The organism is Pseudomonas sp. 05N433 (genome assembly GCF_056396925.1).
On sequence record NZ_JBFTML010000031.1, the window covers coordinates 25385 to 49706 of the forward strand.

19 protein-coding genes and 1 tRNA gene are annotated in these 24322 nt (G+C 59.6%); 4 read left to right on the top strand and 16 right to left on the bottom strand.

The window, feature by feature from the left end; translation table 11 throughout:
- Positions 1-118: 118 nt before the first annotated feature.
- On the top strand, positions 119-1897 hold the full coding sequence (locus AC1DIS_RS17140) for an acyl-CoA dehydrogenase C-terminal domain-containing protein (RefSeq protein WP_018928824.1): 1779 nt from the start codon (positions 119-121) through the stop codon (positions 1895-1897).
- A gap of 225 nt (positions 1898-2122) precedes the next feature.
- Here AC1DIS_RS17140 and AC1DIS_RS17145 read toward each other — a convergent pair whose 3' ends face one another.
- Positions 2123-3043: a LysR family transcriptional regulator gene (locus AC1DIS_RS17145; RefSeq protein WP_477743652.1), complete on the bottom strand. Its 921-nt coding sequence runs from the start codon at positions 3041-3043 to the stop codon at positions 2123-2125.
- Between the two features lie 169 nt (positions 3044-3212).
- Here AC1DIS_RS17145 and AC1DIS_RS17150 point away from each other — a divergent pair, with 169 nt between their 5' ends.
- Positions 3213-4496, top strand: coding sequence for an aspartate aminotransferase family protein (locus AC1DIS_RS17150; protein WP_086944446.1), 1284 nt, complete (start codon positions 3213-3215; stop codon positions 4494-4496).
- Positions 4497-4666: 170 nt separating this feature from the next.
- Here AC1DIS_RS17150 and AC1DIS_RS17155 read toward each other — a convergent pair whose 3' ends face one another.
- The 10 genes from AC1DIS_RS17155 to AC1DIS_RS17200 form a co-directional block, all read right to left on the bottom strand.
- Positions 4667-6499: a S9 family peptidase gene (locus AC1DIS_RS17155; RefSeq protein WP_477743653.1), complete on the bottom strand. Its 1833-nt coding sequence runs from the start codon at positions 6497-6499 to the stop codon at positions 4667-4669.
- A complete protein-coding gene (gene pqqE / locus AC1DIS_RS17160) occupies positions 6465-7607 on the bottom strand; it encodes a pyrroloquinoline quinone biosynthesis protein PqqE (RefSeq protein WP_168206208.1) in 1143 nt (380 codons plus the stop codon). Before pqqE ends, AC1DIS_RS17155 begins: the two co-directional genes overlap by 35 nt.
- A gap of 4 nt (positions 7608-7611) precedes the next feature.
- Positions 7612-7887 carry a pyrroloquinoline quinone biosynthesis peptide chaperone PqqD gene (pqqD, locus tag AC1DIS_RS17165; RefSeq protein ID WP_018928829.1) on the bottom strand — a complete coding sequence of 92 codons (276 nt, stop codon included), beginning with the start codon at positions 7885-7887 and terminating at the stop codon, positions 7612-7614.
- The gene (pqqC, locus tag AC1DIS_RS17170) at positions 7884-8636 is read right to left on the bottom strand and encodes a pyrroloquinoline-quinone synthase PqqC (protein WP_007936521.1); all 753 of its coding nucleotides are present in this window, start codon (positions 8634-8636) and stop codon (positions 7884-7886) included. The genes pqqD and pqqC overlap by 4 nt, the downstream gene beginning before the upstream one ends.
- Before the next feature lie 127 nt (positions 8637-8763).
- Positions 8764-9675, bottom strand: coding sequence for a pyrroloquinoline quinone biosynthesis protein PqqB (gene pqqB, locus AC1DIS_RS17175; protein WP_018928830.1), 912 nt, complete (start codon positions 9673-9675; stop codon positions 8764-8766).
- Positions 9676-9759: 84 nt separating this feature from the next.
- Complete coding sequence (gene pqqA, locus AC1DIS_RS17180) at positions 9760-9834, bottom strand: pyrroloquinoline quinone precursor peptide PqqA (RefSeq protein ID WP_009045898.1); 75 nt, start codon at positions 9832-9834, stop codon at positions 9760-9762.
- 156 nt (positions 9835-9990) lie between these two features.
- Complete coding sequence (gene pqqF, locus AC1DIS_RS17185; protein ID WP_477743654.1) at positions 9991-12429, bottom strand: pyrroloquinoline quinone biosynthesis protein PqqF; 2439 nt, start codon at positions 12427-12429, stop codon at positions 9991-9993.
- Between the two features lie 107 nt (positions 12430-12536).
- Complete coding sequence (locus AC1DIS_RS17190) at positions 12537-13331, bottom strand: carbon-nitrogen hydrolase family protein (protein WP_477743655.1); 795 nt, start codon at positions 13329-13331, stop codon at positions 12537-12539.
- A gap of 12 nt (positions 13332-13343) precedes the next feature.
- A complete protein-coding gene (locus tag AC1DIS_RS17195) occupies positions 13344-15026 on the bottom strand; it encodes a flavin monoamine oxidase family protein (RefSeq protein ID WP_018928833.1) in 1683 nt (560 codons plus the stop codon).
- A 215-nt stretch (positions 15027-15241) separates the two neighbouring features.
- A complete protein-coding gene (locus tag AC1DIS_RS17200) occupies positions 15242-15703 on the bottom strand; it encodes an Lrp/AsnC family transcriptional regulator (protein WP_007980298.1) in 462 nt (153 codons plus the stop codon).
- Between the two features lie 138 nt (positions 15704-15841).
- On the opposite strand from AC1DIS_RS17200, the gene AC1DIS_RS17205 reads away from it, so the two are divergent.
- Both AC1DIS_RS17205 and AC1DIS_RS17210 read left to right on the top strand, forming a co-directional pair.
- Positions 15842-16486, top strand: coding sequence for a peptidase M41 (locus AC1DIS_RS17205; protein WP_477743656.1), 645 nt, complete (start codon positions 15842-15844; stop codon positions 16484-16486).
- A 238-nt stretch (positions 16487-16724) separates the two neighbouring features.
- Positions 16725-16889, top strand: coding sequence for a hypothetical protein (locus AC1DIS_RS17210; protein ID WP_168206189.1), 165 nt, complete (start codon positions 16725-16727; stop codon positions 16887-16889).
- A gap of 290 nt (positions 16890-17179) precedes the next feature.
- Here AC1DIS_RS17210 and AC1DIS_RS17215 read toward each other — a convergent pair whose 3' ends face one another.
- The 5 genes from AC1DIS_RS17215 to rpoD all read right to left on the bottom strand — a co-directional run bounded on the left by AC1DIS_RS17215 (position 17180) and on the right by rpoD (position 24257).
- Positions 17180-17422, bottom strand: coding sequence for a hypothetical protein (locus AC1DIS_RS17215; RefSeq protein ID WP_018928836.1), 243 nt, complete (start codon positions 17420-17422; stop codon positions 17180-17182).
- 10 nt (positions 17423-17432) lie between these two features.
- A complete protein-coding gene (locus tag AC1DIS_RS17220; protein ID WP_019580724.1) occupies positions 17433-17933 on the bottom strand; it encodes a hypothetical protein in 501 nt (166 codons plus the stop codon).
- A 514-nt stretch (positions 17934-18447) separates the two neighbouring features.
- Positions 18448-18524, bottom strand: a tRNA-Ile gene (locus AC1DIS_RS17225).
- 15 nt (positions 18525-18539) lie between these two features.
- Entirely contained in the window at positions 18540-22286 is a 3747-nt protein-coding gene (locus tag AC1DIS_RS17230) for a bifunctional diguanylate cyclase/phosphodiesterase (protein WP_477743657.1), read from the bottom strand.
- A 123-nt stretch (positions 22287-22409) separates the two neighbouring features.
- Positions 22410-24257, bottom strand: coding sequence for an RNA polymerase sigma factor RpoD (rpoD, locus tag AC1DIS_RS17235; protein ID WP_007936542.1), 1848 nt, complete (start codon positions 24255-24257; stop codon positions 22410-22412).
- Positions 24258-24322 lie beyond the last annotated feature (65 nt).

Consider the following 24322-nt stretch of genomic DNA (forward strand, 5'->3'; position numbering starts at 1 on the left):
AAAATAACAAATCGGTCATGGGCTGACCCTATGTGTCGTAAAAGTTGTTGAGGTACACTCGGACACAGCGAAATCACTATTCCTACGAACCACCTGTTTAGATCTTGCGAGGTTTGCCATGGCTGACTACAAAGCGCCCCTGCGCGATATGCGCTTCGTCCTCAATGAAGTTTTCGAGGTCGCCAAACTCTGGGCCGAACTGCCTGCGCTCGCCGAGACCGTCGATGCTGAAACCGTCGAAGCCATTCTGGAAGAAGCCGGCAAGGTCACCAGCAAAAGCATCGCGCCCCTGAGCCGTGCGGCTGACGAAGAAGGTTGCCACTGGGCCGACGGTGCCGTCACCACCCCGGCCGGTTTCCCACAGGCGTATCAGACCTACGCTGAAGGCGGTTGGGTCGGTGTCGGTGGCGATCCAACCTACGGCGGCATGGGCATGCCCAAGGCGGTTTCGGCGCAGGTCGAAGAAATGGTCAACTCCGCCAGCCTGTCGTTCGGTCTGTATCCGATGCTGACCGCCGGCGCCTGCCTGTCGATCAACGCCCACGCCAGCGAAGAGCTGAAAGCCGCGTACCTGCCGAACATGTACGCCGGTGTCTGGGCCGGTTCCATGTGCCTGACCGAGCCGCACGCCGGTACTGATCTGGGGATTATCCGCACCAAGGCCGAACCTCAGGCTGACGGTTCCTACAAGGTCAGCGGCACCAAGATCTTCATCACCGGCGGCGAGCACGACCTGACCGAAAACATCATCCACCTGGTATTGGCCAAACTGCCAGACGCGCCAGCAGGGCCGAAAGGTATTTCGCTGTTCCTGGTGCCGAAGTTCATGGTCAATGCCGATGGCAGCCTCGGTGCGCGCAACCCGGCGACCTGTGGTTCGATCGAACACAAGATGGGTATCCAGGCGTCTGCGACCTGCGTGATGAACTTCGACGAAGCCGTGGGTTACCTGGTCGGCGAGCCGAACAAAGGCCTGGCGGCGATGTTCACCATGATGAACTACGAGCGTCTGGGTGTCGGCATCCAGGGCCTGGCCTCGGGTGAACGTTCCTACCAGAACGCCATTGAATACGCTCGCGACCGCCTGCAGAGCCGTTCGCCGACCGGCGCGCAGAACAAGGACAAAGTGGCTGACCCGATCATCGTCCACCCTGACGTGCGTCGCATGCTGCTGACCATGAAAGCCTCGAACGAAGGCGGCCGTGCATTTTCCACTTACGTGGCGATGCAACTGGACACCGCCAAGTTCAGCGAAGACGCCACCACCCGCAAGCGCGCAGAAGACCTGGTCGCACTGTTGACGCCTGTTGCCAAGGCATTCCTGACCGATTTGGGGCTTGAAACCACAGTTCATGGCCAGCAGATTTTTGGCGGCCACGGCTACATCCGTGAGTGGGGCCAGGAGCAACTGGTTCGTGACGTGCGTATCACGCAGATCTACGAAGGCACCAATGGTATTCAGGCGCTGGACCTTGTCGGGCGCAAGATCGTCGGCAGCGGCGGGGCATTCTACAAACTGTTCGCTGACGAGATTCGTCATTTCACCGCGACGGCCAGTGCTGATTTGGCGGAGTTCACCAAACCGCTGAACGATGCAGTGGGCACCCTCGACGATCTGACCGCATGGCTGCTGGACCGGGCGAAAAACAACCCGAACGAAATCGGCGCTGCTTCGGTCGAGTATCTACAAGCATTCGGTTACACCGCCTATGCCTACATGTGGGCACTGATGGCCAAGGCAGCCTTCGGCAAAGAAGCGCAGGACGATTTCTACGCGAGCAAACTGGGTACGGCGCGGTTCTATTTCGCTCGTCTGCTGCCACGTATTCACTCGTTGAGCGCGTCGGTAAAGGCGGGAAGCGAATCGTTGTTCCTGTTGGACGCAGGACAGTTCTGACTCTGTAACGTCATGTAAGCATTCTCTTACATGACGTGCTGCTGTTTTCCCATATGCGCAGATTGGATCCAGAGCTAATCTACTTCACATGGACGTCGCGCAGGAAGCGCAAAGCAACAACACGGACACGTAGGATTCTGCCAGGACGGCGGAGTGAAATGGATGTCAGGGAAACAGTCTGCAAAGCCCCGCTTCGGCGGGGTTTTCTTTTGCCTGCAAAAAAGTTCAGCTCAACCCATCCAGGGCCGTCGGGCTACGCAAGTGTTCATCCATCACCTCTTCCAGCAATGTCCGCAACAACGCCAGCGAAGCCTGTTGCCGCTGCACATCCCGACACACCAACCCCACTTTCAGCGGCACCCGCGGCTCACTCAGTGGTTTCCACAGCAACTCTTGGTCGCCATGGGTCTTTTGCGAGCGTCCGGGCAGCACAGTCGCCAGCCGCGTGTGCGGCAGGCTGTCGAGAATCCCCGCCATGTTGTTCAGCTCGGCCTGCACCTGCGGCCGGCGCCCAAGACTGGCCAGTTGTGCCTGCCAGATCTGCCGCACCTGGAACTCTTCACCCAACAGCAACATGGGCAACTCGGCCGCCTGGCTCATGGAGACCTTCTTGAATTCGCGCAACGGATGGTCCGCCGGGATGACAAGGGTCAGCTCATCTTCGTACAACGGCACGCCGTGCAAACCCGGCTGACGGGGCGGCAGGTAACTGATCCCGATGTCCAGCGAACCATTGAGTAGTCGCCGCTCGATTTCCAGGCCGGTCAGTTCATAGATCTGCACCACCAGATGCGGCTGTGCCTTGCGCACGCGTTCGAGCATTTGCGGCACCAGGCTGGAGTGGACGGTCTGCAGTACGCCAATGGCCAAGGTTCGCAGCGCCTTGCCCTTGAAATTGCCCAAGGCTTCGCGCGTGCGTTGCAAGCCATCGAGCAAGGGCAGGGCATGGTTGTACAACGTGTGGGCCGCCAGGGTTGGCAGCAGACGTTTGCTGCTGCGTTCGAACAGGCTCACATCGAGGTTCTGTTCGAGTTGGCGGATCTGCTGGGACAACGCTGGCTGGGAGATAGAAAGCCGCTCGGCGGCCCGACCGACGTGGCCCTCTTCGTAGACCGCGACGAAATAACGCAGTTGCTTGAAATCCATAAGTAATACTTATCGAAAATGCTGAGAAATCGAAATGGCTCAGTGCCTTGCCTACGCCTAGTCTAACCGCATTCACAAGGCTTACAGGGCCATAAAGCACGATGAATACCGTTTACAGCGATGGTGTTTACATAGGCAAGGCAAAAAACCTCGGACGAGGTTTTATCCGATGAATCTGTTCAACCTGCGACGCAAGCCACCGAGCCTTGATGACCTGGCGATGGACACTTCCCTGCCGGCCAGAAGCGACAACTTTTCCAGCGAGTGCCTGATGCCCAGTGTCGAACGACCGAAACAGATTTTCGTGCGTGGCCAAGGCTCCTGGTTGTGGGACAGCGATAACCGCGCTTACCTGGATTTCTCACAGGGTGGCGGCGCCAATAGCCTCGGACATAGCCCTTCAGCACTGGTCAAAGCGATTTCGGAGCAGGCTCAGTCGCTGATCAATCCGGGTTTCGGTCTGCACAACCGCGGCATGCTCAACCTCGCCGACCGGCTCTGCGCCGGTACCGGCAGTGACCAGGCGTACCTGCTCAACAGTGGCAGCGAAGCCTGTGAAGCGGCGATCAAACTGGCGCGCAAATGGGGCCAGCAACATCGTGGCGGCGCTTCGCGGATCATTGTGGCCAGCAAAGGCTGTCATGGCCGTAGCCTGGGGACGATTTCTGCGTCGGACAGTTCGAATCTGATCAACCGATTCGAGCCACAGTTGCCGGGCTTCAGCCATGTCCCGTTCAATGACCTGCCCGCCTTGCATGCGGCCGTGGATGCCCAGACGGTCGCGATCATGCTCGAACCGATCCAGAGCGAGGCCGGGGTGATTCCCGCTACCGAGCACTACCTCAAGGGCGTCGAGCGCTTGTGTCGTGAGCTTGGCATTCTGCTGATATTTGACGAAGTGCAAACCGGCGTCGGGCGCTGCGGCACATTGCTTGCCGAACACTCCTACGGCGTGCGGGCAGATATCGTGGTGCTCGGCAAAGGGCTCGGTGGTGGCGTGCCATTGGCGGCATTGTTGGCGCGAGGCAAGGCCTGTTGTTTCGAAATCGGCGAAATGAGCGGCACTCATCATGGCAATGCGTTGATGAGTGCCGTCGGGCTTGTCGTGCTCGACAGCGTGCAGGACAAGGGCTTTATCGATCATATGCGGGAAACCGCTCAGCATCTGGGCGAAGGCCTGAGTCGTCTGGCCCATCGCTATGGTCACGGCGAATTGCGTGGGCAAGGGCTGCTCTGGGGGCTCGATCTGTCCGACGATTCGGCCGACGCCGTAGTCAAGGCTGCATTGTACGAAGGCTTGCTGCTCAATGCGCCGCAAGCCGATTGCCTGCGCTTTACCCCGGCCCTTACGGTCAGCAAGGCCAATATCGACGAAATGCTCCTGCGTCTGGCCCGCGCCTTCTCCCGCGTGCGCACCGCGCAACTGCAGTGCCGCAAAGGTATTGCGGTCTGATCAGACCCGCCCTGCACGAATTTCCGAACCGTCTCGCGGTATAACGCAGCGCCCCACGTTTGATTCTTTTCGCGTGGGGCGTTTTTTTGTCTCTGCGTTTTGCCGAAGACATTTCAGTGCTTGAGTGATAGCAGGATCAATGGTTGCCCGCGAATTGGGGCGCTACGATTTCAGTCCGCCAACTCCATCACCCGCCGATAAAACATCCATTCCTGCTCCAGCACATGGGCCTGGTTGCCGGCCTTGCGAAAGCCATGGCGTTCGTCGGCATAGTAATGCGCTTCGACCAGAATGCCGTTGTCCTGTAATGCCTTGACCATGTCGCGGGTCTGTTGCGGCACCACCACGGCGTCCAGTTCACCCTGAAAGAAGATCATTGGAACGCTAATGTTGTTCGCATGCAGCAGCGGCGTGCGCGCGGCGTAGCGTTCAGCGTCCTCTACCGGGTCGCCGATCAACCAGTCCAGATAATCGCTTTCGAACTTGTGCGTGACGCGGCCCAGCGCAACGGGATCGCTGACGCCATACAGGCTGGCGCCCGCACGAAAGACCTTGTGAAAGGCCAATGCGCACAATGCGGTGTACCCGCCGGCGCTGCCACCACGGATAAACGCTTTATCGCCGTCGATCAGTCCGCGCTCGGCCAGGTAGCCGACCACTGCGCAGGCATCTTTCACGTCCACCTTGCCCCAGCTCAAATGCAGCGCCTGGCGATAAGCACGGCCGTAGCCGCTGCTGCCTCGGTAGTTGAGATCGGCCACGGCGAAGCCGCGTTGTGCCCAATACTGGATTCGCGGGTCGAACATCGGGTAGCAGGCCGAAGTCGGGCCGCCGTGAATGAACACCACCAAGGGCGGTTTCGTATCGTCGTTCATTGCCGGGTAGAAGAACCCGTGGGCCTCGCCCGAACCGCTCGGATAACGCAGGGTTTGCGGGCGGCTGATCTGATCGGCCGGCAGGGGGACAACACCACCGGCGAGGGTCTTCACCTGCCGGGTCTTGCGGTCAATGGCAATCACCGACGCCGAACTGACTGGTGAAGCGGCGATGCAGTAGATGAACTGGTCATCCTGTGCGAGATGGCGGAAGCGGCTGTAGTCGCCCGTGAAATCCTCACGGGAGCCATCGCCATGACAAAGCCCCAGTCGCCCAAAACCCTCTTCGGTCCAACTGGCCAGATAAGTGTCTTCGCTCAACGGTAACCAGGTGCAACCACCCAATTGCCAGGGCGCCGGTCCATGGTCGGCAGCAGCGCTCGGGAGTGGGCTCAGTCCTTCTGTCGACTCCACCCACGGCTGCCAGAAACCGCCGCGATCGGTCAGACAATACAGACGGCCGCTGTCATCGAATCCCGGTTGTTGCAGTGACTCCTGAGCACCGTCACCGGCCACACAATGCGGCTGCGCAAATGTGTGATCGCGCTGGCGTTCGGCAACCATCAGGCGTGTTGCGGTCCAGGGCTGATCCGGGCGATTCCACTCGATCCAGGCCAAACGTCGACCGTCAGGACTCAAGGTCGGTGCCACGTAGAAATCAGCGCCTTCGGCCAGCAGATGGCGTCGGCCATCGGCCAGATCGATCGCCACCAGGCGATGCCGATCGCGGTTTTCTTCCACCGCCAGCACTTGCCCGTTGGCGAAGTGCAGATCGCCGTACCGGCATTCACTTGAAGTCAGCACCTCAGGCGTCCCATCGCTCAGCGATTGCCGATACAGCTGCTGATCGGCCTCGTTGACGAACACCAGCCCGTCATCGGTCAGACAAAACGCGCCACCGCCATATTCGTACACCCGGCTGCGCACACTGAACGTGGGTGGCGTCAGGCAATGGGCCTGACCGTCGCGCCACTGCCAGACTCGGCAGGCAGCATCTTCGGGGCGGTACTCGTTCCAGAACAGGCCATGTGGCCCGACCTGCAACTCGGCGAAGTCGATGCCGGCCGCGACGGCCCTGGCGGCGCTCAAGGGTTCAGCTTTTGGCGATGAGGCGTGAGTTTCGTTCATTGCGAAAGGCCAGTTGTTCGATGGTCTGGGTCGCGTGCTCGGCTTCTTCGCGGGCCTTGAGGATCACGCCGTGATGTTTCGACTTGCTGCACACCGGGTCGGCATTGCTCGCGTCACCCGTGAGCATGAACGCCTGGCAACGGCAGCCGCCGAAGTCCTTTTCTTTCTCGTCGCAGGAGCGGCACGGCTCGGGCATCCAGTCGTAACCGCGAAAGCGGTTGAAGCCGAACGAGTCGTACCAGATGTGCTGCATGCTGTGGTCGCGCACGTTGGGAAACTGCACCGGCAGCTGTCGGGCGCCATGACAGGGCAGGGCGGTTCCGTCTGGTGTGACCGTCAGAAAAATACTGCCCCAGCCATTCATGCAGGCTTTCGGACGCTCTTCGTAATAGTCCGGCGTCACGAAAATCAGCTTGCACGGATGCCCTTCGGCTTCCAGTTTCGCGCGGTATTCGTTGGTGATGCGTTCGGCGCGAACCAATTGTTCCTTGGTCGGTAACAGGCCGACCCGATTGAGCTGAGCCCAACCATAGAACTGGCACGTCGCGAGTTCGACGAAGTCTGCCTCAAGGGCAATGCACAGCTCGATGATCCGGTCGATTTTGTCGATGTTGTGCCGATGGGTGACGAAGTTCAGCACCATCGGATAGCCGTGCGCCTTCACCGCACGGGCCATTTCGAGTTTTTGCGCGAAGGCCTTTTTCGAGCCGGCCAGCAGGTTGTTCACCTGCTCGTCGCTGGCCTGGAAGCTGATCTGGATGTGGTCCAGGCCGGCCTTTTTGAAGTCGCTGATTTTCTGCTCGGTGAGGCCGATGCCGGAGGTGATCAGGTTGGTGTAGAACCCCAGTTTGCGCGCCTCAGCGATCAACTCGGCGAGGTCCTGGCGCACCAGCGGTTCACCACCGGAAAAGCCCAACTGCGCCGCGCCCATTTCCCGGGCTTCGCGAAAGACCTTGATCCACTGCTCGGTGGTCAACTCCCGGCCTTGCTCGGCGAAATCCAGCGGATTGGAGCAGTACGGGCATTGCAACGGGCAGCGATAGGTCAGCTCGGCCAGCAGCCAAAGGGGCAGGCCGATTTCGGGCTTGGGCGGTAACTTGCCTGACACGGAATCAGGCAAGTTCGATCCAGTGCTGAGCACGGGCGACCTCCATGAATTGCTCGATGTCGTCACCGAGCTCGGGCACGCCGGGGAACTGTTTGTCGAGCTCGGCGATGATGGCCGCGACATCTCGCTGGCCATCGATCAAGCCGCCGATCAGCGCGGCGCTCTCATTGAGTTTGATCATGCCTTCGGGGTAGAGCAATACATGGCCCTTTTGCGCCGGTTCGTACTGGAAACGGTAGCCGGGACGCCAGGTCGGGGTTTTGCTGCGATCAAAACTCATAAGGTGATTCCTTTATGCCAGACCCGCTGTTCGGTCACGCTGTGGTACGGCGGGCGGTTCAGTTCGTAGGCCATGCTCATGGCATCGAGCATGCTCCAAAGAATGTCCAGTTTGAACTGGAGAATTTCCAGCATGCGCTCCTGGCCTTCCCGCGTAGTGTAATGCTGCAACGTGATTGCCAGACCGTGCTCCACATCCCGGCGAGCCTGGCCCAGGCGCGTACGGAAATATTCGTAACCGGCCGGGTCGATCCACGGGTAATGCTGCGGCCAACTGTCGAGGCGCGATTGGTGGATTTGCGGCGCGAACAGCTCGGTCAATGAGCTGCTGGCGGCTTCCTGCCAACGGGCCCGGCGGGCGAAGTTGACGTAGGCATCCACGGCGAAACGCACGCCGGGCAGCACCAGCTCCTGGGAGCGCAACTGATCCGGGTCGAGGCCGACCGCTTGCCCAAGACGCAACCAGGCTTCGATACCGCCGTCTTCGCCGGGGGCGCCGTCATGGTCCAGCAGGCGCTGAATCCACTCGCGACGAATCTCGCGGTCCGGGCAGTTGGCCAGGATCGCGGCGTCCTTGAGCGGGATGTTCACCTGATAGTAAAAGCGGTTGGCGACCCAGCCCTGGATCTGCTCGCGGGTCGCCCGGCCTTCATACATCGCCACGTGATACGGATGATAGATGTGGTAGTAGGCGCCCTTGGCGCGCAGGGCCGCTTCGAATTCGGCGGGGGACATTGGGGTATCAGTCATTGCGGTTCTCCGGGAACAACCGGTGGATTCTTTGGTGTCTGGTCTGACGCCTTCGCGGGCAGGCCTGCTCCCACAGAGATAGCGCTATCCCTGTGGGAGCGTGGCTGGCCCGCGAAGAGGCCATCCGCTACAGCACAATACTCATGCCGTCATAAGCCACTTCAACTTCACGACGGGCCAGCTCCGCACGCTCTGGCGAATCCTCATCGAGAATCGGGTTGGTGTTGTTGATGTGGATAAGCACTTTGCGCTGCTTGGGCAGTTGTTCCAGCACTTCGAGCATGCCGCCGGGGCCGTTCTGCGCCAGGTGGCCCATTTCCCGACCCGTGCGCGTGCCGACGCCACGGCGCTGCATTTCGTCGTCGTCCCACATCGTACCGTCTACCAGCAGACAATCGCTGCTGGCCATGATCTTCAGCAGCGGAGCATCGACCTTGCCCAGGCCCGGTGCGTAGAACAGTTTACCGCCGGTGCTCAGGTCTTCGACGATCAGGCCGATGTTGTCGCCCGGATGCGGGTCAAAGCGGTGCGGCGAGTAGGGTGGGGCGGCGCTGCGCAGGGGCAGTGGGGTGAAACGCAGATTCGGGCAGGCCGGGACGGTGAAGCTCTGATCGAGTTCGATACGGTTCCAGTTCAACCCGCCGTTCCAGTGGGTCAGCATGGTGAACAACGGGAACCCGGTGCTCAGGTCTTCATGGACCATGTCAGTGCACCAGACCTGATGCGGGCAACCTTCACGCAGGCTGAGCAGGCCGGTGGTGTGGTCGATCTGGCTGTCCATCAGGATGATTGCGCTGATGCCGGTATCACGCAGCGCGCGGCCCGGCTGCATCGGCGCGAAACTCTGGAGCTGGGCGCGGATGTCCGGCGAAGCATTGCACAGCACCCAGTTCACGCCATCATCGGAAATCGCGATGGACGACTGGGTACGCGCTTCGGCCCGCAGGCTGCCGTCGCGAAAACCTGCGCAGTTCGCGCAGTTGCAGTTCCACTGGGGGAAACCGCCGCCGGCGGCGGAACCTAGAATCTGGACAAACATGGCCGCTCCATCATCGAAAACTGAAAATAAAAACGCCCCGGCAAGCCGAGGCGTAGCACTGCATTCTCTACCAAACGGCAGAGCTTAGCGGCTTGCGAAGTACATGGTGACTTCGAAGCCGATACGCAGGTCGGTGTAAGCAGGTTTGGACCAGGACATAGAAGCGCTCCTTCAGGTGGATGGGACAGTTGAGACCTACACATATAGTCCACCTCCAGCCGGAGATGTTCAGATAGTTAGGTGGCTATGTTACTCAAAATTACAGAGTGATTGGCTGCGAATCTTTGAGAAAGCTAATTGCAGCGCCGGTAATGATCATTTTGCCACTTGCCAGCGCGTAGTCGGGCAAGCTCCGCTGGCCAGACAGCGCCAGCCACCTTCGGCCCTATTCAGTCGCTGTGCCGCGGCCAGCAAGGCTTTGCGGTCGATCTTCAGAATCGCTTGAGGTAAAAGGCCCAGATAATCCGACGAGTGGCCGGCCAGTTTGCCTTGCCAGAGCAGTTCGGCGGCCTGGGTGTTGGGCAGGGCGGTGCTGTCGAATTGATCGGCCAGGGCTTGGCGTTGGGCGATGAAGGTCAGCTCATCGATGCTTTCGATCATCCTTTCGAGCTCGCCGAGGAATTGTTCGATGTGCTGCAACAAGTCCAGAGGCGCGACGCTCGGCGATTGCACGCCGAACAACAGCCCGGTCTGACCGTTGATCTGGCGCAGGCCACTGAACACCGCGTAACCGAGTTGCAGTTCCACCCGCAAGCGTTGATAGAACGGTGTATGGCACACGTGTGCGAGCAAGCGCCAGGCAGCTTCGTCGGCGATGTCATGGGTTGCCGTCGGACAAAAGAGTAACAGCGCGTGTTCGCTGGAGCCGGTATCGATGGCGCTCCAGAGATGCTGTGAGCCGATCGATAGAGGTGACGTCGATTGATGGTCTGGCGTTCCCGGCACACGACTCAACGCCAACCCCATCGCCGCTTGCGTCTGGGCCGACAATCCGGTCGCCAGGCCATCCCAACGCGCACTCGACCAGAGTTGCTGCAAGTCATCCGAGGCTGCGGTGTGTTCAGTGCATAGATCGGGCAGCGCCTTGAGCAGCTGTCGAATCGGCATCAATGGGGTGGCCGTCGGTGCATCCTGTAAGAAACGCGCATCAGGTTTTGTCAGCGCTTTCAGCACATGTTCGAGGACTGTTGGCATCGGTTCCTGCAGCCCCGTCAGTCTCAGCAGCCACTCATTGCCCGATGCGCTGAAGGAAACGTCGACACCGGCCTGACGTGCATCCTCGCGCAACGGCCCCAGGTTGTTTTCCAGATTGGTCTGAAGACGGCTGTGAGGCGCGGACTCCAGGCGCCAGCGCAGATAAACCGCGCCTTCATCCGTGTTATCCGGCAACGCCTGACTGAACTGCATCGGCGAACGTTCGCGGCGACTGCGCGAGCGATCCTGGGCAAAGGTCCGCAGGCCACGGTGGGCGCTGGTCTGGCCGCGAATCAAGCCGGCATTCGGGGCTGGAGTCTCGGTACGCAAAAACGGGTTGGGGGGCGGTAGTTGCCACTGGCCGGTGAAGTTATCCACAGCGCCGATTTGTTGCAGGATTGCCTTGAGGGCGACAACGCCCTGTTCGGACAACCCCGGTGCAAGTTGCTCGCTGTCCCGTTGGGCCAGTTGCAAGGCGCTGCTGACTTGTTGTTGGCGCTGCTGCAGGGCTGCGTATTCTTCGCGCAATTGGGCCCAATCCTGACGGGAGGCAAAAAAGCCCAGCCAATCCAGAAGCCGTTCGCGGATCACGTTGCCCGATTGCGTGGCGTTTGCGGGCAGCGTGAATTCGATGTGCAGCAAGGCTTGCCCGGCATAGCAGTAGAGCGGCGCGGCTTTCAGGTTGTCTGCCAGCCCGCTGTCTCGCAGCTGCGCCAACAGGCCGCCGGGCTTTGCGGCGGTCAGCCAATGGCACAGGAACGCCAGCGCTTCGGGCGATGAGTCGGGCAGCCCTTCGAAGGTGAACAGCAGATCCAGTCGACGTTCTCCAGCCTGTTGATAACTATTGGCCGATGAATCCATCAACAGGCTGGGCTTTGCCTGGGGGACTTTTTTACCGGTGGGAATGGCAAGGGCAAACGCCTGCGCCATCCCTTTCAATGCTTCGAGACTCTGCGGGCCGGCCAGGCTCAACGTCATTTGCCCGGTCTGATAAAACTGCTGATGGAAGTCCTTCAACGCTTGCTGAAACTCGGGCTGCGGAATCGGCAGGCTGTAACGGTTGCCAGCATGAAACGCCCGTAACGGGTGAGCCGCCGAGAGCCCGTCGAACAGCGCGAATTGCTGTTGGGCTGTGGCATCCCGCGACCAGGCGACAAATTCGGCGTGCAGCACTTCCCGTTCCCGCCGCTGATCGTCCGGATTCATACGCGGATGGGCGAGCATGTCTGACAGACGCTCCAGCCCAGCGCTGAACGCCTGGGGCGGCAGTTCGAAAAAGAAGTCCGTCGTCCGTTCGCTGGTTCGCGCGTTTACCTGCCCGCCATGACCTTGTACGTAGGCCATCAGCCCTTGTCCTGCGGGAAAGCGCTCTGTACCCAGGAACAGCAAATGCTCGAGAAAGTGCGCCAGCCCCGGCCAGGCCGATGGCACGTCGTGACTGCCGGCAGCGACCCGCAACGCAGCGGCGCCGCGCTTCAAACCGGGAGCATGACGCAGCGTCACCCGCAAACCGTTGGCCAGGGTTTCAGTGTGAAGGTGGGGGTGATTCAGCGCAGGCATGAGCACTTCCAGAACAGAGAAGCGCTAATGCTAGCGGATTAGGGGGCGTTCTCAATGAGTTTCCACACTGCGCCGGGGAAACATATTGAGAACGCCCCCTAAGTGGATCAGCGCTTGTTCAGCGCGTCGTAAAGCTCGGGACGGCGATCGAGGAAGTAGCGATTGGCTGCGCGGGAATCGATCATCAGCTGGCGATCCAGCTCACCGACAATCAGCGCTTCATCAAGACCGGCCTGGGCGATACGGCTGCCATCCGGCGCGGCGATGCTGCTCTGGCCGCAATACTGGATCTCGCCCTCGCTCCCACAGTAGTTGGCGTAAGCCACATAACACTGGTTTTCGAAGGCCCGGGCGCGGACGGTGACGTCGGCGATGAAATCGTAGGGAATCATGTTCGCCGTCGGCACCAGGATCAGCTCGGCACCGGCCAACGCCAGACGCCGGGCGTTTTCCGGGAACTCCAGGTCGTAGCAGATCAAAAAGCCAAGCTTCCAGCCATTGAGTTCAACCAACGGAAACTCATCCGGCCCGGGGCTGAACATCGAGTGATCGAGGTCACCGAACAGATGAGTCTTGCGGTAGTTGCACAGCCGCTCGCCATGGGCGTCGATCAACTGCACGGCGTTGTAGATCTGCCCATCCTCGGTACGCTCGGGGTAGCCATACAGAATGGCGATCCCGGCTGCCTTGGCGATGCGCGCGATTTGCTGCGCCGATTCACCGTTGTGCACCTCCGCCAGCACGCTGACGGCGTCTATGCCGATGTTGTAGCCGGTCAGGAACATCTCCGGCACCACCAGCAAATCCGCGCCCTTGGCCTCCAGCGCCAGTTGATGCAGGCGTTGCAGGTTGCCTGCGACATCCAGGGGCAGCGGTGGACATTGGTAAAGGGCTACGCGCATTTCGGATTCCTCTTACTCGGGCAGGGCGATCGGACCGATCTCGTTGAACACATCTCCTGGACCCGGGTTTTCAGCGTGAGTTTCACCGCCGAAGTGTTTCATGATGCCCCACACCGCGTTGAGCGAGGTCTGCACCGCGCCTTCAACCCACGCCGGTGTCCATGAAACGTCATCGCCGGCGATGAAAATCCCGCGTTGCTCGGGCGGCATGTCGTCCTGCATGAAGTGCGCGTACATGCGCTGGTTGTAGCGGTAGTGACCGGGCAGGGCGCCCTTGAAGGCCCCGAGGAAATGCGGGTCGGCTTCCCACGACACGGTGATCGGATCGCCGATGATCCGCGCGGCGATGTCGACTTTCGGGTAGATCTTCTTCAACGCATCCAGCGCCAGCTTCACGCGCTTTTCCACTGGCTGTGGAAGCATTTTCAGGGCGTCGCTCATCCATGAGTACGACAGGCAAATCACCCCAGGCTTGTCGTCGCCGTTATCGAACAAGTACGTGCCACGGGTCAGGCGATCAGTGAGGGTCATGCTCATCAGGTCGCGGCCGGTTTCCGGGTCTTTGTCCTTCCAGAACGGGCGGTCGACCATCACGAAAGTTTTCGACGACTGCATGTAGCGGGTACGGTCCAGGGCCATCCACATCTTTTGCGAGAACAGGCTCTCGTCGCATTCGATCTGGGTGGTCAGCAGCCAGCTCTGGCAAGTGGTCAGCACCGCTGCGTATTCGCGGGTGTCGCCCCAGTTGTCGGTGACCGCAAAACGGCCGCCTGCCGCGTGGGCAATTTTCTTCACGCCGGTACGTGGTGCGCCGTTGTGCAGCGAGCTGAGGCTGGTGCCTTCCGGCCAGTGCACGCAACGCTCCGGCACATGGCGCCAGATGCCTTGCGGCACTTGTTCCACGCCGCCGACCACCAGGTGCTGGTGATCGTCGCAGTTGGTCATCACCACGCGGAAGATTTCCAGCATCGAGTTGGGGAAGTCCGAGTCCCAGCCACCGGTGCCGAAACCGACTTGGCCGAACACTTCGCGGTGATGGAAGGAGAGCTTGGCGAAGGCTTTGGAGGTGGCGACGAAATCGTAGAACGTGCGGTCGTCCCACAACGGCACCAAGGTGTTCCACAATTCCTTGAGGCGCGGCACGTCGCGATCGCGGATCGCCTGCTGGATCTCGCCGAAGCGCGAACCGTCTTCCAGGGCATCGGCCCAAGCGTCAGCCACTTCCTGGAACAGTGCAGGAAGATCCGCCAGTTTCTGTGCGTAATGGGTTTTGCCTTCCAGATCGATCACCGTGCTGCCAGACGCGGGGGTCAGCGGGTTCGGGAAGGGCTTGGTCTCGAGGCCGAGTTTGTCGACGTAGTGATAAAACGCAGTGGACGACACCGGGAAGCGCATGCCGCCGAGCTCGGCGATGATGCCTTCGGCACCGTTGAACGCCTGGGAGCGCAGACGACCGCCCATTTTCGAGGCTTCGTAGACGACAGGTTTCAGGCCCAGTTTCATCAGTTCATAGGCGGCCACCAGACCGGCAATGCCAGCCCCGACGATCGCCACTTCGGCGCCGTGATTGTGTGCTGGAATGCTGCCCAGCCCGGCCGGGTGCTCGATCCAGTCGTCGAAGGCGAAAGGAAAATCCGGGCCGAAAATAGTGACTGGTTTTTTACCGTCTGCAGGATGGCGATTGTTCTTGTTCATGGCTGACCTTGCTGGCGACCCGACGCAGGATGCGCGTCTGAGTATAGGAAAAGATGGCAGCCATTCTAGAGAGCGTAGAACACGTTAATAAGACGCAATGTGTCGTCGTTTTGCTAATTGTTTTATCAATATGACGATTTATCACTACATATTGTAGGAGCGAGGCTTGCCTGCGAAGAGGCCCGACCAGACACCGAAGACCTACCGGCGGAAATTCAAACCGGCTGCCCCCGATCAATCTTGCTGCTCAGGATGATCGAAGTCGTCGTCTTCTCCACCCCATCCACACTGCCGATCTGATCCAGCAACTGATCCAGCTGCTCCGGCGAATCGGTGCGCAACCACGCCACATAATCAAACTCGCCACTCACCGCACACAGCTGCTGCACCTGAGCCATGGCGCTAAGTCGTCGCAGCACTTCCTTGCCAGATCTCGGTTGCACCGTAATCCCGACGTAAGCCTGCAATCCGCCATCCACCACACGCTGACCCAGTCGCACACCGTAACCGGTGATCACCTTGGCCTTTTCCAACCGGGCCAGGCGCGAAGTAACGGTGGTCCGGGCGATGCCCAGTTGCCGGGCAAGCATGGCCACACTTTCACGGGCATTGATCTGCAAGGCGGCGATCAATTGGCGGTCGATTTCGTCGAGAACGGGCGGGCGAGTGTCAGGCAAAGGGGTATCTCCAGCGGTACAGAGCAATGGGCAGGCATATTACAGGCAGTCCATGCCCTCAACGGGTTAATTGGATGGACACAAATTGTCACTCGTAGTCGAATGCGCAACCAGGGGCTGTGAAGCGAGGGGATCGAAATGAAGAGCATGCCTGCGGCTCTGCGCGACTATGCACTGCAGATTGCCAATCACGAAATGGGGCATTACGTCGTAGCCCGAGCCCTGGGTTTTGAAACGGGTGATGTGACCCTGAAAGTGACCATGGGCCTGACGCATCATGGCGGGGCCTCCATTACCTTGACGCGGTCCATTTCGTCGCTCGAAGCCATGAAGGAACATTTGGAAGCCCGGATAATGGTCCTCTTCGCTGGCGCCATGGCGCAGACCTTGCCTGCAAAGCACTCGCCCGAGAAACGCGTCGATAAGTCGAAAGCGGCAGCCATCCTGAAAGGAGAGTTTGGAGCGGAGCAGGATCACGCAAAAATAAGAGAGTTGCGGTACTTGCTTCGAAATATCGCCTATCCCGATACGGACCCAGCGTCGTCTGATCGCATCATTGCTGAGCTGACAGACATTAATGATCGCTTGTGGTTGCGCACTCAAGAAATCGTCGAGGTGTTGGCCGATACGATTACTGGATTGGCGGGGCTTTTGGTGGAGCGCATGGTCATTGTGGAGCAGTGGGGGCGGCCGGCGGATACGTATGAGGTTGTGTTGACGGGGGAAGTGCTTGAGCGGTTGCAGCCGGTGCAGGCGATCCCTTCATTGGGTGTTTGGACGTAAGCTGATTGGCAGCGACGTCCGGAGAGTATCCCGTCGAAAAAAAGCCCAACAAGGCGGAAAAGTGCCCAAATGCGCCCATTACGCAATTCTCGGAGTTTGCCTACAACCTTGGCGGACGTCATCCGATAACCCGCCGTCCGCGCAAAATATAACCTAGACGACAGGCAGGAAAAATGACGCACGACCCGCCTCGGAGCCGCGCACAAGGCGCGATCTGATCCCGACAGGAAGACGCTGTATGTCCTTACCTCCCACGACTCAAGCCAGCATTGAACAGTTGCACCGAGACGTGGCTGCTTTGGCTGAAGACATGCGTAGCCCGGCCCCCACCGCGACCCGAGCGATACTACTGCCGTTCGGGCTCGGCGCCGCGCTGGCCCAGGTGACCTTTCATGTGCGCTAGATCCGTGCTGTCTAGGATCAGAATTAGGCCGCGCCCGCAGAGTTGGCAAGGCTGGTCAATGTGGCATTACACATTTCCGACGCACCAGGCCTGCGTTACAGCCGCCACCGATCATTTAGCAGTGATTTTGGCGGCATCTAACCAACGTTAGGAGTTACCAGTATGTTCAAAGTAACCCCCAATCCACCGGCAAGGTCCAACGCTAAGATCATCGATCAACGCGCTGTTGATCGACTGTTGTCCCATATGATTTTGGGTCAGAGACGGCACCGAGAAATCGTGCCAGGGCTTCAGTCCCCCTCCGTGAACCGCCGCCGCGTCAGGAAAAGCACCACGCCCAGCGGCACGGCCAGCAGTGCTAGCAGTTCCAGGTCAAAGCCCAGCACCTGCTGCTCACCAACCTTGAAGATGCTGACCAAGCCCGTTGCCAGCAGCGTCAAACCCAGCCACTTGCGCAACGGGTACGGTTTCAGAAACTGAACGAGGATCGCGCCCAGCACCAGAAGGACGATAGTTTGCATGATGTAGGGCATGTGCAGTTCCTCAGACCTTGATGACCAGCGTCACGACAGAGCGCTGTGGGCCAATCCCGCCATGGACCTCTCCCTCGATGCTGACCAGCACGTCACCTGCATGCAGGTTCGGCAGGGCCCCTTTGAGGTACCAGTTGACACCTGTCGTCACGACTGCACCTGAAGCCCAGCCAATGAGCGGCCCGCCCAACGCACCTACCTTCCCTGCAACGCCACCTGAGGCCGCAGCAATTCCCTTGGCGACGTTGCCGCGCATAGTGCTGATAGCATCGGCCTGCTGCCGGGTGAGGGGATTGGAAATGCAGACTGTCAGCAGGCATGGCAGGTTTCGAGCCTGCATTCGGTCGTACATATCGACGACTATGCTGTTGACTTGGTAATGGGCGCGTTTTGCTTCGCCAAAGTGCAGCTCGCGCAGGCGACCTCGGTCGCTTTCCATGAGGGTGATTTGAGACAGATTGAAGACGATCCCTTCCTCGGACCTGTACTGCGTGGTCTTCTCGAACTTCATGCGCGTATCCATTCGTGCAAAAAGACGATGATTTTCTACAAGCGGTGACTAAGATGCAAACCGTCTTTGATGTGAGGCCCCCAGGGAATTTGACGTCTGCACGGGTCTCATCGCCAGCTACCGCACCCCCGCAAGGTCAGTTTTCGGTCAGCGGCAACAGCGACGGCTCATTCGGCGTCCGAAAGTGTGCTGTGGGACCTGAAGCAAGAGAACAATAGCTTCGACCTGGATTCGGCTTACGATCAGTATGATCGTGCTCGGGAGATGTCAGCTGCGTTGGAGCTGGGCACTATGCTGGGACGGTACTCCTTCGCGGTGCCGGATGAGGTTGCACGCGGTGAGTTGCGGCTGTTGCGCAATCCAGAGGATGACCTGTAGGCCAAGGCACCTCCTTGAAGCGCCTTGGCGGCTGGCGAACCAGCACTGTACCTGAATTGTACCCTTGGACCCTGGGACTGTATCTGTGGTGGACCAGCCAGAAACGCGAAAGCCGCGCAATGCGCGGCTTTGGAGTTGGTGGGCCCACACGGACTTGAACCGTGGACCAAAGGATTATGAGTCCTCTGCTCTAACCAACTGAGCTATAGGCCCTCAGTAGGCCGCGGATTATAGCGATGGTTTCTCGGCTGTGCTATCCGAAAAATCCGATACGGCTATACGAAGAAACGTCGCGGCGAATTCGTCGGGGGAAAGTGGCAGGCTGACGATGTAGCCCTGGATCTGTTCGCAGCCTTCGGCGGTGAGGAATTGTTGCTGGGCGTGGGTTTCGACGCCTTCGGCGATGACGGTGAATTGCATGCTGCGGCCCAGGGCGATGATTGCGCGGACAATCGCCGCGTCGTGCGGGTCGTCCGGCAAGCCGCGGACGAAGGACTGGTCGATCTTGAGGATGTCCAGCGGCAGGCGTTTGAGGTAGCTCAGGGACGAATAACCGGTGCCGAAATCGTCGATCGCCAGCTGCACGCCCAGGCGTTTGAGTTGGTGCAGGACCGTCAGCGCTTCTTCGGCCTGGCTCATGATGAAGTTTTCGGTAATCTCCAGTTGCAGAAAATCAGGTTTGAGGCGGTTGTCCTTGAGCAATTGCTCGATCCGGCCGAGCAGGTTCGGCTGGCGTAATTGAGCGCCCGCCAGGTTGACCGAGAGTGGGCCGAGGCACTCATAGACCTGATTCCACTCGTACATCTGCTGGCAGGCAGTCTCCAATACCCAATCACCGATTTGCAGGATCATGCCGTTTTCTTCGGCCAGGGGAATGAAGTGCTCGGGGGGCACATCGCCAAAGGTTGGGTGATGCCAGCGAATCAGCGCTTCGGCACCGACCAGCCGATGATCCTTGAGGCTGATTTTGGGTTGGTAGTACAAAAACAGCTCATTGCGCTCGATGGCGCGTCGCAGTTCATGCTCCAGTGCCACGCGTTCGCTGGCCTGGGCGGTGAGGTCGCGGGTGTAGCTTTCAACCCGGTTACGGCCCTTGGCCTTGGAGCGATACATCGCGGCATCGGCGTTCTTGACCAGCGTGGCAACGTCGCAGCCGTCCTTGGGATACAGGCTGGTGCCGATGCTGGCGCTGATGAAAAACTCGTGCTCGCCGGCCTGGAAAGGGGCGCTGAAGCAATTGAGCAGCTTGGTGGCAATGTTGTCGGCATCGCTGGCCTGTTGCAGGCCGGGGAGCAGGATGATGAATTCGTCGCCACCCAGCCGCGCCACGGTATCGATATCGCGCAACTGCTCCTTGAGGCGTACGGCGATGCCTTTGAGCAGCAGGTCGCCGACCGGGTGACCGAGGCTGTCGTTGATGTGTTTGAAACGGTCCAGGTCCAGGAATAGCACGGCGCCTTGGCCACCGTTTTCCTGCTGGTTGTTCAGCGCGGTCAGCAGGCGGCTTTCGAACAATGTGCGATTCGGCAGGCCGGTCAGCGGATCGTGGTGCGCCTGGTAGTCGAGTTTGGCTTGCGCATGCTTGAGGCTGGAAATGTCCGCGAACACCGCGACAAAGTGGGTGATGAGTTTGTCCCGGTTGCGCACGGCGCTGATGGTCAGCCAGCTCGGGTAGAGCTCGCCGTTCTTGCGCCGGTTGGAAATCTCGCCTTGCCAATGACCTTCGGCGGTCAGTTGATGCCACATCGCAGCATAGAAGGCGCTGTCGTGCAGGCCCGAGGCGAGCAGGCGAGGGGTGTGGCCCAGTGCTTCGGTCTCGCTGTAGCCGGTGATTTCGGTGAATGCCCGATTGACCGCGCTGATGTGCTGTTGGGTGTCGGTGATCAAGACGCCCTCGGCGGTGCTTTCGAACACGGTGGCGGCCTGTTGCAGTTTTTCCTGCATCAGGTGTCGCTCGGTAATGTCCCGGGCGATGGTCAGCATGCAGTCTTCATCGCCGATGGGCAGTGGCCGGCTTGAAACTTCGCAGAGCCGGATCTGCCCGTCCTTGCGGCGGATGTGGCAACTGAAATCGCGGACGAAACCATCCCGGTGCAGCAATTCGAGCATCTGTTTGCGCTCGTTGAGATTGACCCAGATCCCCAGGTCCAGCGCCGACCGATCTACCGACATCGCACTGTTGAACCCGGTTATACGGCTGAAACCTTCGTTGACCTCCAGCAGCAAGCCGTCGCTCTGCCGGGACAGCAGCAAGCCGTCGGGGGAGGCGTGGAAGGCCTTGGCGAATTTCTCTTCGGAGGTTTGCAGCTGTTGCTGGGTTTCCTTGAGCTGACTGATGTCTCGTACGACGACCACCAGGGCCGGGGTCGTGTCGAGGTCGAAAGGCTCGGCAGAGATCAGGCCGGTAAACACCTGGCCATTGTTGCGGCGAAAGGGCATCTCCAGGTTGCGGATACTGCCGGCCTGCAATCGCTGCAGCAAACCCGGTCCCACGCCAGGAACGCCCCAGATGTTCAGGTCGGTGGCCGTCTGGCCTATGACGTCTTCGGCCTTGAGGCCGATCTGTTCCTCGAACGCTTCGTTGACTTCCAGCAGGCAGCCATCGGAAAGCCGTGCGATCACCAGAATATCCGGGCATTGCTGGAACACTGAGGCGAACTTCTGTTCCGACAGGCGCAGCGCCTCTTCGGTGCGTTTGGCTTCGCTGATATCGATCATCAGCCCGCGCAGGACCGGTTCACGGCCATGTTCGATCAGGCTGACGATATCGCGGACCCACAGGCAACGGCCATCAGCGGTGATGACCCGGTAATCGACGCTGTGATCGCGCCCGGCCGCCACTTCACGGTCGCAGAACGCCTGGGCCCGAGTGAGGTCCGCGGGGTGGATGATGTTGCGCCAGAAGCCCGGAATCAGCCAATGGGACAGGGGATAACCGAGGAGGTCCTGGGCGTGGGGCGACACGTAACTGTAGGTGTAATCGCTGATCTGCGCTTCCCAGGCGATGGCTGAAAGACTCTCCACCAGCCCGCGGTAATGGTATTCGCTGCTGCGCAGCTCCTGTTCCAGGTCGACCCTGCGGGCAATTTCCGAACTCAGTCGGCGATTGATACGGATCACCACTGCCAGCACGATCATCAGTGCCAATAGTCCTGGCAGGCCGTAAATCAGCACGTCGGACCAGAAGGTCCGATGATCCAGGACGTTACCGACCCAATGTTCCTGGATGGCGCTGATTTCACTCGGGCTCATGTCTGCCAGGACTTTGTCCAGGATACTGACCAGCAGCTTATTGTTCGGGGGGACGGCCATCGCCAATTGATAGCGGTAGGGCGTCTCACCGCTGACGTAGAGCCCTTCGAGCTTGAGCTGGCGCAGGCTCCAGACACTGGAGGCGAGATCGCCCACGACCGCGTCCACTTCGTCGGTAGCCAGCGCTTGCAATGCCGAGCTGACATTGGGCATCGCCACCAGATTCAGGTCGGGATGTTGGGTGCGCAACAGTTCATGGGGGGCGTAGTTTTCCACCACGGCGATCTTCAGTCCGTACAGATCTTTGAGTTTGCGCGGTTGGGGGCCTCCGACGTGGGCCAGAATGACAATCGGAAAATCGAGGTAGGGGCGGGTGAACGACAGATAGGTCTGGCGCTCGGGGGTCGACATGATGCCCGGCAAGATGTCTAGCTTGCCTTGTTTGGCCTGCTGCAGCACTTCGGTCCAGCTGACCGGTTCGATGGGCGTGAGTTTGATGGCCAGCCGTTGCCGGATGACGTTGATATAGTCCGCTGCCAGGCCCTGATAACGCCCATGATCGTCGCGAAACTCAAACGGCGGCCAGGAGGCATCGACGCCCAGGCGCAATTCCGGGTGAGCCGCCAGCCAGCTACGTTCTTCGTCGGTCAGAGTCAGCGCGCCAGCCGTTGCGGTCCAGGTCATCAGCGACAGCAAAAAAAGCACGGTCGACCATCTGGGCATAACGGTCTCGTTATGGCTTTGGGGGAATGCTTCGAGTGTAGACGGGCTATTCGGCGGGTGGGACGTGCGGGGCATTTAATCTGCATAAAGCAAAACCCCCGGCCTGGGCCGGGGGTTCTGTGATCACTCGTCGAGGAAGGAGCGCAAATGCTCGCTTCTCGTCGGGTGGCGCAGCTTGCGCAGCGCCTTGGCTTCGATCTGACGAATCCGTTCACGGGTCACGTCGAACTGCTTACCAACCTCCTCGAGGGTGTGGTCGGTATTCATGTCGATACCGAAACGCATGCGCAAAACCTTGGCTTCACGGGCAGTGAGGCCGGACAGGACTTCGCGAGTCGCTTCTTTAAGGCTCTCAACGGTGGCGACATCGATTGGCGACTGCATGGTCGAGTCTTCGATGAAGTCACCCAGATGGGAGTCTTCGTCATCACCGATCGGGGTTTCCATGGAGATCGGCTCTTTAGCGATCTTCAGTACCTTGCGGATCTTGTCCTCAGGCATTTCCATGCGTTCGCCCAGCTCTTCCGGGGTCGGTTCGCGACCCATTTCCTGCAACATCTGCCGGGAAATACGGTTGAGCTTGTTGATCGTCTCGATCATGTGCACCGGAATACGGATGGTGCGGGCCTGGTCGGCGATCGAGCGAGTGATCGCCTGACGGATCCACCAGGTGGCATAAGTCGAGAATTTGTAGCCACGGCGGTATTCGAACTTGTCTACCGCTTTCATCAAGCCAATGTTGCCTTCCTGGATCAGATCGAGGAACTGCAGGCCACGGTTGGTGTACTTCTTGGCGATGGAGATCACCAGACGCAAGTTCGCTTCGACCATCTCTTTCTTCGCGCGGCGGGCCTTGGCCTCACCGATCGACATGCGACGGTTGATGTCCTTGATCTCGGCAATCGTCAAACCGGTTTCGGTTTCCAGCGCGGTCAGCTTCTGCTGGCAACGAATGATGTCCGGTTGCAGGCGACCAATGGCTTCAGCGTATTTGCTTTTGCCTTTGGCCAGTGCATCGCTCCAGCTTTCGTCGACTTCATTGCCCGGGAACTGGCGCAGGAAGTCGGCACGCGGCATGCGGGCATCACGAACGCACAATTGCATGATCGCGCGCTCTTGCTGACGCAGACGATCCAGGGCACTGCGAACACGCTCGACCAGGCCTTCGAATTGCTTCGGCACCAGTTTGATCGGCATGAACAGCTCAGCCAGGGCCAACAGCTCGGCAATCGCAGCCTTGTTGTAGCGACCGTGCTTTTTCAGCGCCTTGCGGGTGATTTCCATCTGATCGGCGACAGCGCCAAAACGCTGTGCGGCGATGACCGGATCCGGACCGCTTTCGGCTTCTTCTTCGTCATCGCTTGCTTCGGCGTCATCGTCGTCGGTGTCGTCGTCCGCTTTCACGGCTTTCGGGTCGACAGGCGGCGGCACTTCGGCTGCAGGCGGCGCAATGCCGTCGTCCGGGTCGATATAACCGCTCAGGACGTCGGACAGGCGGCCACCTTCGGTGGTGACGCGAGTGTACTCGGAGAGAATATGGTCAACCGTGCCAGGGAAGTGCGCGATTGCGCCCATCACTTCGCGGATGCCCTCTTCAATACGCTTGGCGATTTCGATTTCGCCTTCACGTGTGAGGAGCTCTACCGTACCCATTTCACGCATGTACATGCGCACTGGGTCGGTGGTGCGACCAATGTCGGTCTCGACCGCTGCCAACGCTGCTGCTGCCTCTTCGGCCGCGGCTTCGTCGGTATCGGCGTCGGCCAGCATAAGGGAATCCTTATCTGGCGCAACCTCGAATACGTTGATCCCCATGTCATTGATCATGCGGATGATGTCTTCCACCTGTTCCGGATCTGAAATATCCTCCGGCAGGTGGTCGTTGACCTCCGCGTAAGTCAGGTAGCCCTGCTCACGACCAAGTGTGATCAACTCTTTGATACGAGACTGCTGTTGCGCTTTTCCGGACATAACACCCTATCCACTGAAGGTCTTGGCGGGCAAAAAACAAGCCGAGGATTATACCTGAGCTATGA